General features: G+C 36.6%; 9 protein-coding genes and 1 pseudogene. 3 read left to right on the top strand and 7 right to left on the bottom strand.

Going from position 1 to position 13,432, the window contains the following annotated elements; genetic code table 11:
* Positions 1-87: 87 nt before the first annotated feature.
* From OCV68_RS11510 to OCV68_RS11490, 5 genes are read right to left on the bottom strand one after another with little or no spacing between them, the layout of a single operon-like run.
* Positions 88-777 (bottom strand): hypothetical protein, encoded by a 690-nt coding sequence (locus OCV68_RS11510; RefSeq protein WP_262572786.1) that lies wholly within the window; start codon positions 775-777, stop codon positions 88-90.
* An 11-nt stretch (positions 778-788) separates the two neighbouring features.
* Positions 789-2,792 (bottom strand): site-specific DNA-methyltransferase, encoded by a 2,004-nt coding sequence (locus OCV68_RS11505; protein WP_262572785.1) that lies wholly within the window; start codon positions 2,790-2,792, stop codon positions 789-791.
* On the bottom strand, positions 2,779-3,489 hold the full coding sequence (locus tag OCV68_RS11500) for a hypothetical protein (RefSeq protein ID WP_262572784.1): 711 nt from the start codon (positions 3,487-3,489) through the stop codon (positions 2,779-2,781). The genes OCV68_RS11505 and OCV68_RS11500 overlap by 14 nt, the downstream gene beginning before the upstream one ends.
* Entirely contained in the window at positions 3,486-4,187 is a 702-nt protein-coding gene (locus tag OCV68_RS11495; RefSeq protein ID WP_262572782.1) for a DUF4391 domain-containing protein, read from the bottom strand. The genes OCV68_RS11500 and OCV68_RS11495 overlap by 4 nt, the downstream gene beginning before the upstream one ends.
* 9 nt (positions 4,188-4,196) lie before the next feature.
* A complete protein-coding gene (locus OCV68_RS11490) occupies positions 4,197-7,463 on the bottom strand; it encodes a helicase-related protein (protein ID WP_262572780.1) in 3,267 nt (1,088 codons plus the stop codon).
* Positions 7,464-7,788: 325 nt separating this feature from the next.
* On the opposite strand from OCV68_RS11490, the gene OCV68_RS11485 reads away from it, so the two are divergent.
* From OCV68_RS11485 to OCV68_RS11475, 3 genes and pseudogenes are all read left to right on the top strand, one after another.
* The gene (locus OCV68_RS11485) at positions 7,789-9,198 is read left to right on the top strand and encodes an AAA family ATPase (protein WP_262572778.1); all 1,410 of its coding nucleotides are present in this window, start codon (positions 7,789-7,791) and stop codon (positions 9,196-9,198) included.
* A gap of 1 nt (position 9,199) precedes the next feature.
* Positions 9,200-9,889, top strand: coding sequence for a hypothetical protein (locus tag OCV68_RS11480; RefSeq protein WP_262572775.1), 690 nt, complete (start codon positions 9,200-9,202; stop codon positions 9,887-9,889).
* Between the two features lie 500 nt (positions 9,890-10,389).
* Positions 10,390-10,467 (top strand): annotated as a pseudogene (locus OCV68_RS11475) (GGGtGRT protein); the annotation flags it as partial.
* Positions 10,468-10,617: 150 nt separating this feature from the next.
* Here OCV68_RS11475 and OCV68_RS11470 read toward each other — a convergent pair.
* A complete protein-coding gene (locus OCV68_RS11470; protein WP_262572774.1) occupies positions 10,618-11,664 on the bottom strand; it encodes a tyrosine-type recombinase/integrase in 1,047 nt (348 codons plus the stop codon).
* Positions 11,665-11,681: 17 nt separating this feature from the next.
* Complete coding sequence (locus OCV68_RS11465) at positions 11,682-13,391, bottom strand: plasmid recombination protein (RefSeq protein ID WP_262572773.1); 1,710 nt, start codon at positions 13,389-13,391, stop codon at positions 11,682-11,684.
* Positions 13,392-13,432: the final 41 nt, after the last annotated feature.

Raw genomic sequence — 13,432 nt, 5'->3', positions numbered from 1 at the left:
TATGGTTGTGTGGTTACTCCCATTATAACACGAGTTGCTTTATGTGTCATTATTTTTTCCATGTGTTGCACTTATATTGTAAATCTATCATTCAAAAATGTACAATAGTTTGTACAGCATATCATCCTTTATATGTTTAATAATACTATTTTGAAATCTATGTAAATCACTTTCACGTACTTTTACCTTAAAATTGTTAGAAATATATTCTGATAAAACATCTATCGAGTTCCTTTCTGAAAAATTATGTTTCAGTTTGTGCTTAGCAACATCATTGTAAAATAATTTCGAAATACTTTCAAAAATTCGAAATAAGACTAAAAATTCTTCGTTGTATAATCTGTTAATATCTAATGATAAAGCATATAAATAACACTCAGAGCAATTAAGGAAACTTTCTTTTTTTAGTTCTGTCGTAGATGATATTCTACTTGATAAAGATTGAATTTTCTTTAGTTTTCCAGTATTTAAAGAAATACTGCTTAATAAATCACTTTCATTCTTGCTATTGTCCAGATGAATATAATTTTTGTAAACTTCGATATTGATATTAAATATGTATGATAGAAAAAAACAGGAATGTTTAATTTCTTTCTCTGCATCTGCTTCTTGATTGGCAAAAACATATGCTTTCAATTTAAAAGACCCAAAATATCTATCCGCTGTATAAAAAAAATATGTATTTAAAACTTTAAAATACGAATTTTCCTTTATTGATAATCTAATTATACGCTCATCATCATCAAATTCCCAATCATCAATACACCAACAGTTCATTTCCTTCCACCTCACACCGTAGTAAAAGCATCTTCTTCAAGTCCTGCCTGAACAAGTGTCAGCTTAACATTTGTCTTTGTGCAGTCATCAACAAAACCGTTATCCCTGAAAACAACCTTCCAGGTTTCGGGAGCCTGTTCCTTATACATTTTGACCATACCTTCCGCAACGGAAACGGTGATATTATCGTCCAGACACATCATCAATGCACCAAAGCCGATAGAATATACCTTTCTGCCGTCAATATCAGCAACATCAATCGGATATGAAAGGTCAAGACCCATTTTTAGCATAAATTCATATACAATATCCTCTTCGGTTCTGTCGGGAACATAGTTGTTTATCATATCATCAAGAGTTACCTCAAGATTTGCAAAATCGGGATTCCATTTCTTTAGATTGGAGCTGTCAAGCTTGAATACTTTAAAGCCGATATCGGGAACGCTTTTTGGCTCTTCTCCAATTTTAAGCTGAACGTTATCGCTTTCGATTTCTTCCTTTATTTTTTCGCCTGCACGGCGGATTCGCTCCTTGCCTATTTCAGTTATAAAATGTGGCTTGCCAATAGAATCTAAAAAAGTAATTGCATTTTTCAGCGTTTTCTTTGCCCTACTATCGGCTGTATCTATCATTTTATCAAGATTTTCGGGAAGTTGAACAAGTATGAACTTCCTTTCTGAATGTAATTGCATTATTGATTGAGCTGTTGTTCCTGAGCCTGAGAAAAAATCCATAATGATATCGTCATCATTTGTAACCATTGATATTAATCTTTGAATCACGGTATCGGATTTTGGATTTTGAAATACATCTCGTGACATTAGTTGTTCGAATTTTTTTGTTGATGTTCTGCCATCTTCATAAATTACAGACCGTAGTACATCTTTTGCATTTTCAAGACGCTTTTTAGGCTTGATTAGCGTTGTTTCGTCAGCCCCAAACATAATATCATCATTTTCAATCATCTCACGCATAGTTTCTTCGGAAAAGCGAAATCCTTTATCAGGAATCTTACAAACTTTCCTTGTTAGTGGATGTATAACATCATATTCATACCCACCAAATGTGGTATTAGCAATATCACCATCGTGAAAGACCCCTTTTGAGTCAACATTATCATAATGCGTTACCCCAGACAAGTCTTTCTCATTTGACTTTATCCACTTTCGCAGTTCATCTTGTATTGTAATTATATCGTCATTATGTTTTCCTTTTAACTCCAAATATTTATTCTGGATTCTTTCTGCTTTTTCACTTTTAGCATACCAATAAGGTAAAAGTGAACGATTTTTACTGTAACAAACAATATATTCGTGTTCTGTATTAATCTGACCAGGATTATTATCTGTAGCAGTTTGTAAAATAAGTTTTCCTACAAAATTATCTTCGCCAAAAATCTCATCACAAATTTTCGAGATATTATCCAACTCTTTATCTGTTATAGAAATAAAAATAACGCCGTCATTAGTAAGCAAATTTCTTGCAAGCCTTAAACGAGGGTACATCATATTAAGCCAGTCGGTATGAAAACGTCCGCTTGCTTCTGTGTTTGTGCTTATTTTATTGCCTTCTTCATCTGTCTGACCTGTAATAGCTTTATAGTTCTCAATGCTGTCGTGGTAGTTATCGGGATAAACAAAATCCTTGCCCGTATTGTAAGGCGGGTCTATGTAAATCATCTTGATTTTGCCGTGATAGCTTTTCTGCAGGATTTTCAGAACTTCAAGATTATCGCCCTCGATGTAAAGGTTCTGGGTATCGTCCCAGTTTTTGCTTTCTTCCCTGCAGGGACGAAGTGTGCCTGTTGAAGGTGTCTGTGAAAAGCGTAAGGCTCTGCCTTTGCCGTTCCATTTAAAGTTATAGCGTTCCTTGTCATCATCAACATACTCGCCAAGTATCTGGCGGAGCATATCAAAGTCGATTTTACCGTCACATTCAACTTCGGGGAAAAGCTGGCGGAGATTTTTTATGTTTTCTTCCAGTATATCAAAGGAATTTCCGTTAAGTGTTGGCATTTATGGTGTCCTCCTTAAAAATTGAATTATATATATCACAAATAAATTCAGCGGATTTTTCTTCAAAATCCTTGCTTTGAGCTATACAATAATCTTGATATTTTTGCAAAAAATCATCTGAGTGAGTATCTTCAACATTTCTAAATAAAAGCAAATCCTCAATTCTTTCTTTCGTATAAGCAAAAAAGGAATTGTCAGAATTTACAAAATCTAAAATTATCAATCTTTTTCTTATCATTTCTGCTTTAGAATAGCATTGTTTTATAGTTGCGTATATTTGCATTTCACTTTTTTGGAAGTTATCTCCTAATACATAGTATAAATCATAAATTAATCCTATGGATTCAATATACTGATAATATAAATCAATTAGTTTTTCTTTATCCTTTTTCTCTTGAAATTCTTTCATTTCATTATTGGTTTTATTAGCTTCTTTACTTAATTTAACAGTAATTATTCCTAAAGAAGTTGTACCAAGAAATGTTAGAACCGAACCATAAAAAGATAATACCTCCTTAGCTCCCCAATCAGTATATACTAATACATAATCTGATTCATATAATCCATTAATAATTAACGGTATTATTATGAATAAAACATCCATAACTAAAATAGATATAAAAACGATTAATATTTTTAGTTTGAAATTTGACTTTTTATAATTTTTATCTTTCGTTTTGTTATAATGTTTTTTCAATTTGTAATCCTCGCTTTCTCCAACTTCTTAATCTTCAAATTGATTTCCATTTTTCTGTTAAACTCGGTAGCCTTTTTCAACTCTGCACGCAAAGCCGCAATCTGATTGTCAATTTCAGCATTTCTGCGGAGCAGTTCACGGGCATCTTCACCGTTTATTTCCTTATCGGTGAGCTTTTCGGCATTAAATACAGCAACAGCATCAACAATATCCGAATACATATCAAAAAAGTTTGTATAACGTAAGTTTCTGATATTGAGCTTGTCCCATAAGTTGCTGTCGTTATCCAGCCATTCGGTACAGATAGTTTCTTCAAGGGTGATTTTATTGTTATCGGCAAGGCTGAATCGCTGATGAGCCGCCCACACCTGATATTTATCCTCAAAGCTGAATATCAGCAGCATAGGATATGGAATCGCACGCATTATTATTTCTGCTATACGCTTGATACCCTTGTTGTCGCTGAGTTCGACCTCCATAACCTCAATTTCAAGATACTCCCTTTCTTCGGTGGCATACGCAGGAACATTCATATTGTCTTGATTAAGGCAATAAATCCAGGCTATTTTATCAATCGAATCGACGAACAAGTTTTTATCGCCTTTGGAAAGAGCTGCGTTATCATAGAACATCTTTTTAAAAACAGTTCGGTTTATCCTGCATTCATCTGGAATATTTAGTTTATTGTAAATGTCCATAGCCACTCCTTATTTTATAACAAGAAAGGTTACAAGTTCAAAATCCTCAATTCCGTCAAAAAGTGATGTCTGCATAGCAGTTCCGCCTCTGCTGAATAAGCTTGCCACACCTATTTCCTGCTTTTTGCCGATAAGCTCCTGTATTGATGCTTCCAAAAGGTCGGAATATTTCTTCATATTGTGCCCTTCATCGGTTTCGGCATTAAATTCAGCAACAAGGTCTGCAAGGACTTCGTTTTTACCGCAGCACAGTTTTTTATAATAATCAAGGATACGCTTTGCCTGTAAATATGAAAGCTTTACTTCACCGTCATTCGTGATATAAACAAGATAGAACGGAAAAAGAGAGTTCTGTTCTTTGGTCTGTTCTTTTCCTTTAATTTGACGAAGAGCAAAAATAACACCTGGTTTAAAAGTATCACGCAGGCTGTCATCAGTCCGTGTTACGGCATATAGCCCCGCAGGAGCATCACTTAGTTGCTTGCGATGACTTTTCATATATTCCATAAGGTCAGTTTTGAAGTCATTGAACGTAACATCTGTTATGGATATGCCGCCTGAGATATCTTCAAGGTCAACAACTTCATTTTGAAGCTGTTCAAGCTGCTTTTTACGGTATTCGAGGTCTTTCATTTCTTTGCTTTCTGTTTCCTCAATATAATCTTCTTCGCCTGTTGCAGAAACATTAAGCAGGACCATACGCCCCTTGACACGCTGTGCAAGGTTTATATATTTATCAAGTTCCTTCATTGCCCAGAAATTCACAAGCTGGATTTCTTTGTTTGTTGAACCGATGCGGTCAATACGTCCAAAACGCTGAATAATACGAACTGGATTCCAGTGTATATCATAGTTTATCAGATAATCACAGTCCTGTAAATTCTGACCCTCGGAAATACAGTCGGTTGCAATCAGAATATCTATTTCATTTTGAATATCAGGATATATCTTTGCACATTCCTTTGATTTTGGAGAAAACAGCGTGAGGACCGTGTTAAGGTCAGACATTCGTATGCTGTTTTTGTATTGAGCGCCAATTGGAAGGGTGGAGCGGTTATTGCCTGCACCTGTTACTATTGCAGAATATATGCCACGACCTTTAAACTCTTCTGATAAGCAGTCATACAGATAATTTGCAGTGTCGGCAAATGCGGTAAAAACAATTACTTTTTTGTTGCCTGGATTAATTGGATTTTCAATTTTATTTTCGATGATTCTTTTCAGTTCCAAGAGCTTCGCATCACGTTCAACATTAATCTTTCTGGCATCTGTAAGAAGAAGCTGAAGCTTCGCGGCGTCATCGGCTAAATCCTGTCGCCACTTTACCAAATCCATATCAGACAGCAGGACTTTTACTTTATTCCCGAAAAGGAGACTATCCAAATCGTTTTCATCAAGGTCGATATCCTCAATACTCATATTGTCGCCAATATCATATTGGTTACTGTCAATAATGGATATGGTGTTTCTTATTCGGCCAAGTATCTTTTCAAGTGTAAGAGCAAATGAGTATATAGAGCTTTCCATTCTCTTTAATAATCCAACACGGATAAGCCCTATCAGGCTCGTTTCACGGTCTGCCTGTCTGAAAACCGACTGGCCAGAGCCTACTGACATATCATATTTGCGTTCATATTCAGCTCGCTTTTCGGGAAGAACATAAGAGAGCGGAGAATATAGTCCTAATGACAGGTGCTTTATTTGTTTGTTGACCTTTTCGATGGCAGGAAATTCTCCGAGTGTATCAATATCGGCATAAACATTTTCAGGCTTTCTTCTGTCTGGGAATTTACCTATTTCAGATGAATCATAATACTTTTCAATATGCTTTCTTGAACGGGCGATAGTAAGTGTATCAAGCAACTTGAAATAGTCAACATTCATCATCTCGACAAAGCTTTCTGTTGTACGCTTTGTATCGGGTAATTCTGACCATCTATTGAAAACGGTCTGAGCTTTTTTCAAGACCTGTTCTATGCTCGTAATACCAACATCGGCTAAGGCTTTGTCGTTTCCTTCGGTAATAAATGCTATCTGATTTTTTATATCAGTCATACGGTTATTTACAGGTGTAGCCGAAAGCATTAGTACCTTAGTTTTTACACCAGACTTGATAATGTCATTCATAAGACGTTCATAACGTGTGACTCTGTCCTTAACAGGTGGGTTATTTCTAAAATTATGGCTTTCATCAATAACTACAAGGTCATAGTTACTCCAATTAACAGTCGCAAGTGAAATATCTCCAGTATAGCCGCTTGTCCTGCTTAAATCTGTATGGTTCAATACATCATAATTGAATCGGTCTGATGCAAAAATATTCCTTTTATCGTTCTGCGTATATACTGACCAGTTATCGTGCAGTTTTTTAGGAGTGAGAACAAGAACTCGGTCATTGCGAAGCTCATAGTATTTTATAATAGCTAATGCAGTAAATGTTTTGCCAAGGCCTACGCTGTCTGCAATAATACAGCCATTATATTTTTCAATCTTGTCAATAGCTCCAATTACTCCGTCACGTTGAAATTTATAGAGCTTATTCCAGATAAGAGTATCCTTTATGCCTGTTTTGGTTTTTACTATGTTGTCTTCTGTGAGTTCACCGAGATATTCTTTGAAGACATTATAGAGTGTAATGAAATATATGAATTCGGGGGTGTTTTCTTTATATAAAACCTGCATATGTTGAAGAACCTGTTCTTTCACATCTTCCACAGCAGCAGTATTATTCCACAATTCGTCAAACATCTGTAAATAAACCGACGTAAACTCGTTTCCGTACATACAGGTATTAGAATCAATACGATTTGATGATGTGATACCTAATCCATCTGTTGTAAAATCGACTGAACCGTTGATGCATATACTGTCATTGCCGTTGTCGATATGTATTAAACGTGGCTGAGCTGGATTTTCTCTCTTTAGTGATTTGATTTCGGCTTTTTTAGAAAGCCAGTTGGCACATTCCTTTGCAATAGCGGACTGCCTCATCTCATTTCGAAGTTTCATTTCAAACTCATTTCCAGCAATGTTGTTTTCATTATGCTGTATATAGAATTCTCGCTGAACTTCATTATCAGACTTTACAAAAGAAGGCTCCGTAAAAATAAAACGAAATTTATCAACCTTTGATAACTCTTTTTTTAATTCATTATATGCATAAATGGTAAAGTAAGCCGAAATTATCGAAAGTTTTGAACCGTTACAAATATTATCTTTTAGTTCGGTCACTACTTTTCCATTTCTTTTATTATCTATTATTTTAGGAAGTTTCATATAAGTCCCCCGTATAAATATTAGGCCTAATTTGCATATTATTCTCTAATTATACTATAACAGATTTAGTGTGAAAAATCAATACAAATATTGACAATAATGTCAATAGCGGTGGACTTTTATGCTAATATAGTTGATTTTGCAACAGAGCCTTTATTCAAGAAAAGGACAGATGATTTTTTAGTGAGAATAAAATTGCTTTATGTCATAATTTGATGATATATTTATGAAACGATACATTTTGTATCATTTTTTAAAATATATATTGATTATCTTGAAAAGATGTGATATACTATAAGGAGATGACAAAAAGGAGGCTGTCTTTATGGAAAAGCATTTCGTAAGAATTGAAGAGATAGTGATATCTGATTTCAAGAACGTGGTACACGGAACACTTCGCTTTGACAATCCCCGTAAAAATTATGCTGCAAGCGTTGTGGGGTTGTATGGCCAGAACGGTTCGGGAAAAACTGCAATGATTGATGCTATTTCTCTTTTGAAACACCTTTTGTCTGGTAAAAAGCTTCCTGTTTACTTTTCTGACTGCATAAATGTTGATGCAAACTCGGCAACAATCAAATATACATTCAGTGTACAGGCAGACAAGACAGAATACACTGCTATATATCAGCTTAGTATTCGCAAGGATATAGACGAATCGGACAGAAATATTGACGATGTGAACGGTGATATACATTACAAGACAACTGTTTTTAATGAAAAGCTTTCCTGTTCTTACAAGAATAACGCCGAAAATGCGCAGATGTCTGTTATAGCCAACACAGACACAGACGCAGTTTTTGTGCCAAATACCAAGTTTAAGATGCTCTGCGGAAGTGATAAGGATATAACCACTTCACTGCTTGTTGCAAAAAGAATCGCTCAGGAATCCTCAACATCGTTTCTTTTCTCTAAGGCTATGCTGAATTCTTTGCGGAAGAATGACAGCGAATCGGATGGTGACGGTAAATCTGCATATCTGAGCCTTTTTGAACGTCTGATATGGTACGGAAATTATGAGTTGTTTGTTATTGATACCAAAAGTACAGGTTTGATACAATTTAATGCGCTGCCTTTGACATACAGATTGACCGAGGACGGAAAAACATCATTAGGCAGCATACCGATAAACCTCAATGATGTTACGGTCATTCAGGTTGAATTATACGAAACGGTATGCAAAGTTATCAAACGAATGAACATCGTGCTTGAACAGCTTGTTCCAGGGCTCAATATTTATGTAAAAAAATTAGGCGAGCAGCTTATGCCCAACGGACAAACTGGCTGCAGGATACAGCTTGTGTCAGGAAAGAATAGCAAGGAAATACCTTTGAAATATGAATCTGAGGGAATAAAAAAAATAGTATCCATATTACAGCTTTTAATAGTTATGTATAATTCAGCTTCAATTACGGTTGCTGTTGATGAACTGGATTCTGGCGTATTTGAGTATTTGCTTGGAGAAATTCTCCGAATCATTTCCGAAAAGGGCAAAGGTCAATTGATTTTCACATCGCATAATCTCAGACCGCTTGAAACTCTTGATAAGGGCTTTGTTGCATTCACTACCACTAATCCCGAAAACCGATATATACGTCTTACTAATGTGAAGACAAACAATAATCTCAGAGATTTTTACTATCGTGATATCATTCTCGGCGAGCAGGATGAGCCGCTTTATGAGCGGACAAATAACTCTGAGATTGCACTTGCATTTATAGAGGCAGGTGAATGATATGGCTAAAAGAAAAGTAATCCTTGTTATAGTTGAGGGAACTTCGGACGACACGGCACTTCACGTTCTTTTCGATAAGTATTATGACAAAAACACTGTTTATGTTGATATAATACACGGTGATATTACAACTCAAACCGCAGAAAATGAAAGCATAGTGAATAAAGTTGTGAGCGAAATCAAGTCTTATGTTGCCAATAATCCTTTTAAGAAAAAAGACTTTCAGGAAATCATTCATATTATGGATACCGACGGAGCTTATATTTCTAATGAGAATGTTATAGAGGATATGTCAGCAAATGACCCGATATATTCTCCTACTGAAATACGTACTTGTCGGAAAAAGAGTATAGAAGAACGAAATGCTCTGAAAAAGTTCAATATGAACAGACTGAGCATCTGTAAGGAAGTCTGGGGAATACAGTACAGTGCATATTATATGTCCTGCAACCTTGACCACGTTTTGTATAACGCATTAAATCTTTCAGATGATGAAAAGAATAGAAGAGCTTTTCTGTTTGCAAAGAAGTATAAGAATGATATCCCTGCTTTCGTGAAATTTATAAGAGAGTCCGATTTTTCGGTTATTGATGATTACGCTTCATCCTGGAAGTTCATAGCCAAGGAGCTTCATTCGTTGGAACGATTCTCAAATCTTGGTTTATGCTTTACACCGAAACAGGAAGAATAATATGTTTTAACTTTTGGCGTTTATAGCTTGCACTACAGGGCTATAAACGCCGTTATGTTTTGCTGGCCAGATATTCGCTATGATTTTTGTGCTGTAATGCGGATTATTCCCTCATCTTTTTGTAATTTAGGCTGATTATTCGCTCATTTTTTTGTAAAGCCCTCAAAATCATTCCCAAAGTGCCATTGATAAACAAAGATTAAATATTCTATATGCATCAGAAAAAATGATTTGAGGGCTTGACAAATCCAAAGAAATGTGCTATAGTTACGATAATATTTTTGCGGTTGTTGTGTGGTCGTACTCGTTTGGAGTACGAAGCGGATTCCGTACTCCAAACGTACTCCAAAGACAGCTTTTCAGTGGAGTACAGCAGATTACTGTGAGCAACAATAAACAAAGCATTGAAAACCACCATTCAAGCAAACCGCATACCTACGTTGATTGCGGACAACAACAGATTACACTGAGCAACAATAAGTACCCGTATCTGAAGTGGTCTTGATATGGGCAACAACCCTATGGTTGGTGCTACAGTTGCTTGCGCTGTTGCTGTTGAAGAAGCTATGAAGGGCTAATAGTAACGCATTTGCGTGCTTTATGCCTATTCTCAGAACGACTGAAACGGCTGTTTTTTTACCCTGTAATACACAGGTAATACACACTCGTAATACACAAATGCAAGTCTTGGCAGAGAGCTTTTCCTCTGTCGGACTTGCATTTTTCTTTTACTTTATTTTTTCAATCTCTCTGCGAAGATTTTCGACAGTTCTGTGCGTGTAAACACGTTCTGTTACGTCATTGACGTTATGTCCGATAATGAGTTTCAGGCAATATTCGTCAACACCTGATTCTTTCGCTCGTGTAATAAACGTATGGCGGACTTCATGTGGAATATGATCTATTTTCAAACGCTCCATTATTTCTTTGAACCTTGTATAATACATTCCATAAGCCATTTCGGATCCGTTCTTTCCGTTATCGTCATAGAAAAGCTGTTTTCTGTCTGGATCGTACCACTTTTCCACCAAATGACGTATTCTGGAATGGATTGGAACGCATCTGTTCTTGCCTGCTTCGGTTTTCATACCACCTGTCATAGTATTGTTTTCAAGGTCAATATCCTCTGTTTTAAGTGTGGCAAGCTCTTGCGGACGCCAGCCCGAGTAAATCCCAATGAGAATCATATCTATAAATGGAATGTCGATATTTTCCCATAGAATCTGTATTTCTTTTTCAGAAAACGGTTTGCGGGTGCGTTCAGGCTCGTCCTTCTTTACACTGTTGCACAGAGAAGCGTAATCCTTGTCAACTATCTCGTGTTTAAGAGCATATCTGAACATGAGATTATAAAGTGACTTCATCCTGTTTTTGGTGTCTGCCCCTATCTGAGCATCTTTGATAGTCCCCTCCATATGAGAAGGACGAATATCTTTCATTCGCATATTCCATAGCGGTTTGCTGTGATTATATGCAGATTTCCAAGTCCTCTGTGCAGACGGCACGATAGTTTCAAAATGCTCCGTTGACCATTTTTCATAAACCTCGCTGAAAGTAATGGAGTTTGAATTTATATCATAAGGGTTTTCGTTATAATCTGCAAGAGCGATTAGTGCTTCTTGCTTTGTAGCGTAATATCCTATCGTAATATACTGCTGTTTTACAGTTCCGCTTTGCTCATCAAGAAGCCAGCCCGACGTTTTGCGGACTCTCCAAGGCTTTCTGCGTTTGCCAGGCAGCTTATGTACAGAACCGTAGCTGTTTGGCTGTTTCATTATATGACCTCCCTGTTTTAACGCTGATAGTAATCTGTTGTGCGCTCAGGTGTTATGAAGTGATTCATATTTTCACGTATCTCATCATCGATCTCACATTTGTTGATGGTGTCAAATTCACCGATTTTTTTGAAAAAACTATCGGTGAACATACTGACACCTGTTGCAAGTGCATTGCTTATTCCTGTCAGCTCACGGCTGTATTTCTTGGAACAAACAAGCATATTCACCGCAAGCACCACCTTAACAAATGCCTGCTTTATAGACGAAAGCTGTGCAGTAAGCTTGTCGATAATTGATCTGCTTTCCTCAATTTCTTTGTCTGCTTCTGCAATACGGCTTTTGAATCTGTCAATAAGCATATGAAGCATTTCAGGCGGAGGTGTGTTTATCTGTGACCAAGGCAAGTGGAGTTCATTTGTCAGAATTTGATCAATAATATGGTTTTCGTCAATGATACTTTGTATTTTTTTAACAGGATCAGTTTTTTCATCGCTGTACCTGATTCCAAGAGCATTGCGAATATTACCGATTTCAGATGATTTTTTTGCCTTTTCCGTCTGAACATTTCTAAGCTCACATTGTAATTTCTCATATCGCTGATTAAGTTCAAGCTGCATATTATACATACGATCTGCTGATTTCATTTTTCTTTCCGCATCCAAATTTTTTGCTTCGGCAGCAGCTAATGTTTTTTTGACACGATTTTCGGACTGAGTAATGTCATATTCACGTTCATCAAGTTCCTTGCTGCGCTTATCCTGACGTGACATACTGTCAGCCTCTTTGACGGCTAAATCAGCTTCACGTTTATCAAGAAACCGCCTGCGCTGCTCAATGCTTTCATTTTCACGCTCATTATCTATCGCTTGGACTGCAACAGCTTTTTTCTGCATTTCAAGCTGCTCCAATTCCTTGGGCGATACCGATATGTTATGTGAAAGAAGCTGCTTCTTGCCGACAATCACGCTCTCATCTGCGACGAGTTCCATTTCACGAAGTGGCTTTAATTCTTCATTCAGTCTTTTTTTCTCTTCCTGTATCTCACGGTATTCTTCACAGGTAAAGCTATGCTTTCTGCTTTCCTCCGGAGGTGCTATAGTAAATCCGTGAGATTCACATATCTCAGTAAACACCAAACGTTCATTGGCTCGCCATTTAATGGCTGCATCAATTCCCGTATAACCCATTTCTTCAAGGGCACGAGCCATAGCATTACGGGTATCGATCCCTGTTTGGTAATGACCTATAGGAATGTAATCAATGTGCAAATGCGGTGTTGCTTCATCCATATGTATAACTGCATTGAATACAAAAAAGTTAGGATTATTTTTCAGGTAGTGTTCCATATATTCCTGTAAACATTGTTTTGCAATTTCCGCATCGGGAGTTCCGCAGCCTGTATCGTGCATTGTCCCAACCTGAACAATATCCTCGTAAAAGCTCTTCTGCTTGTTATTTCCAATAATGGTATATTCGCAAATCTTGTGATTGAACAAATGAGTAAAATAGTCAGTTTGTATTTTTCGGCATTTTCGTGACTGCTTCTTATTATAACGTTCTATTGCCGGATCAAAAAGTGTCTTATATGCTTCTTCTAAAGGAATATGGACTAACACAACATTTTGCGGTGTGCGTGACGGGTCAATATTCTTTGCAGTAAACATCCTGTTGTTGTGTGCAAGGCTGCCTTTTCCCACTTCGTGGGATATTCTTTTTTCTGTCATTTCATGGGTCTCCTTTCGGGTAAATTTTTGGAAGTATGCAG

The organism is Huintestinicola butyrica (genome assembly GCF_025567215.1).
GTDB lineage: Bacteria > Bacillota > Clostridia > Oscillospirales > Ruminococcaceae > Huintestinicola > Huintestinicola butyrica.
This window is presented reverse-complemented; position numbering and strand designations above follow the sequence as displayed.